This is a genomic window from Nocardiopsis sp. TNDT3, assembly GCF_003427465.1.
Lineage (GTDB): Bacteria > Actinomycetota > Actinomycetes > Streptosporangiales > Streptosporangiaceae > Nocardiopsis > Nocardiopsis dassonvillei.
Map to the genome: position 1 here is coordinate 1 of NZ_QPFC01000988.1, position 1,379 is coordinate 1,379.

The window sequence follows — 1,379 nt, forward strand, 5'->3', positions numbered from 1 at the left end:
GGCCCGAGGGACCGGAGGGGCCGGAAGGACCTGAAGGGCCTTCCGCCGGCGGCTCGGCGCGGTGACGGCGCCCGGACGGCTGTCCTTCGGGACTCAGCGGGTCGTACCCGCCGCCGCGGGATGCGTGCCGGGAGGTGCGGAACTCACCCGTGCCGGAGTCCTCGTTCCAGTCCGCCGGTTCGGGGCGCGCCCTGCGGCCGCGCGAGGGCGGCTGCGCGGGCGGGGGGCCGCTGAGCGGGTCGTAGTCGTAACCGCGCTCGCGGTCGGCTCGCCCACGATAGGGAGTGTCGGGGTAGTCATCCCTGTCGTTCATCATTCTCCCTGGCTGGAGCGGACGATCTCGCCCGGGGGATGGCCTGTTGACCGTTCCTGGTCCAAGGCGCTCTGGAGGAGCACGGTGGCGGCGGCCTGGTCGATGACCGACCTGCGGGCCCGGCCGCCCTTGGCGCCCTTGGCGGCGAAGGAGGCGCCGGAGAGCAGCTGGCTCTGGGCGGTCACCGTGGTGAGGCGTTCGTCGACCAGGCGGACGGGGACGGGGTGCAGGAGAGCGGCGAGCGTACGCGCGAAATCCCTCGCGGAGCGGGCCGCCGGGCCCTCCTCCCCCGACAGCGAGGCGGGGTAGCCCACCACGACCTCCCGTGCCTGCCGTTCCAGGACCAGCAGGGCGATGCGCTGCGTGTCGCCCTTTCCCCTCCGGATGGTCTCGACCGGGCTGGCGAGCATGCCGCTGGGGTCGCTCGCGGCGACTCCGATGCGTGCGTTGCCGGGGTCGACGGCCAGGCGCACACCGTGCCTCACGAGGACCTCTTCCCGGAACCGGGAGCGGTGCTCGGGCGGGCCGTGCCGTTGCGGACACGGCACCGCGGCTGGGAAATCCTCAACACGGTGGTCCTGTTCGTCAGCTGGATCGCGGGAAAGTCCGCACAGACAGCCGTGTGATCGGCTGTGACGCGCCACAGTATGCCCGATTCGATGACAGCACGCAGCCTCAACGGTGTTGGGCGCCGTGCGGGGCCGCGGGCCGCGTCGGCCGCCTCGTACGGGGCGGTTCCGGCGGGGTCCGGGTCGGACGCGCTCCGTCAGAGTGTAAAACACCCCGGAGCCGGTGCTGCGCGGGCGAACGCCGCCGCGACACCCGGCCGCCGGGCCCGGGGCGGTTCCCCCGCAGGTGGCGGCGGGTCCGGGCCCGGTGGGGGCAAGCGTGCCCGAGCACCGTGGAATCCTCCACATAGTCACGCTTGGTTATGTTACATATTCATTTAGTGTCCACGCGGGGTTCGGTCGGCGCGCCCGGGGAAACGGCCGGGCCGGGTGGTCCTCGTCACGCCGGACACACGCCCGCGCACACGCGTCGGGCGTGCGCGGCACCGGTGCCGCGC

The 1,379-nt window shown here is 73.3% G+C and carries 1 protein-coding gene and 1 pseudogene; both read right to left on the minus strand.

The window, feature by feature from the left end; genetic code table 11:
- Positions 1 to 313 (minus strand): annotated as a pseudogene (locus DQW06_RS29655) (hypothetical protein); the annotation flags it as partial.
- Entirely contained in the window at positions 313 to 798 is a 486-nt protein-coding gene (gene ruvX / locus DQW06_RS22675) for a Holliday junction resolvase RuvX (RefSeq protein WP_013154090.1), read from the minus strand. The gene ruvX and the pseudogene DQW06_RS29655, both read right to left, overlap by 1 nt.
- Positions 799 to 1,379: the final 581 nt, after the last annotated feature.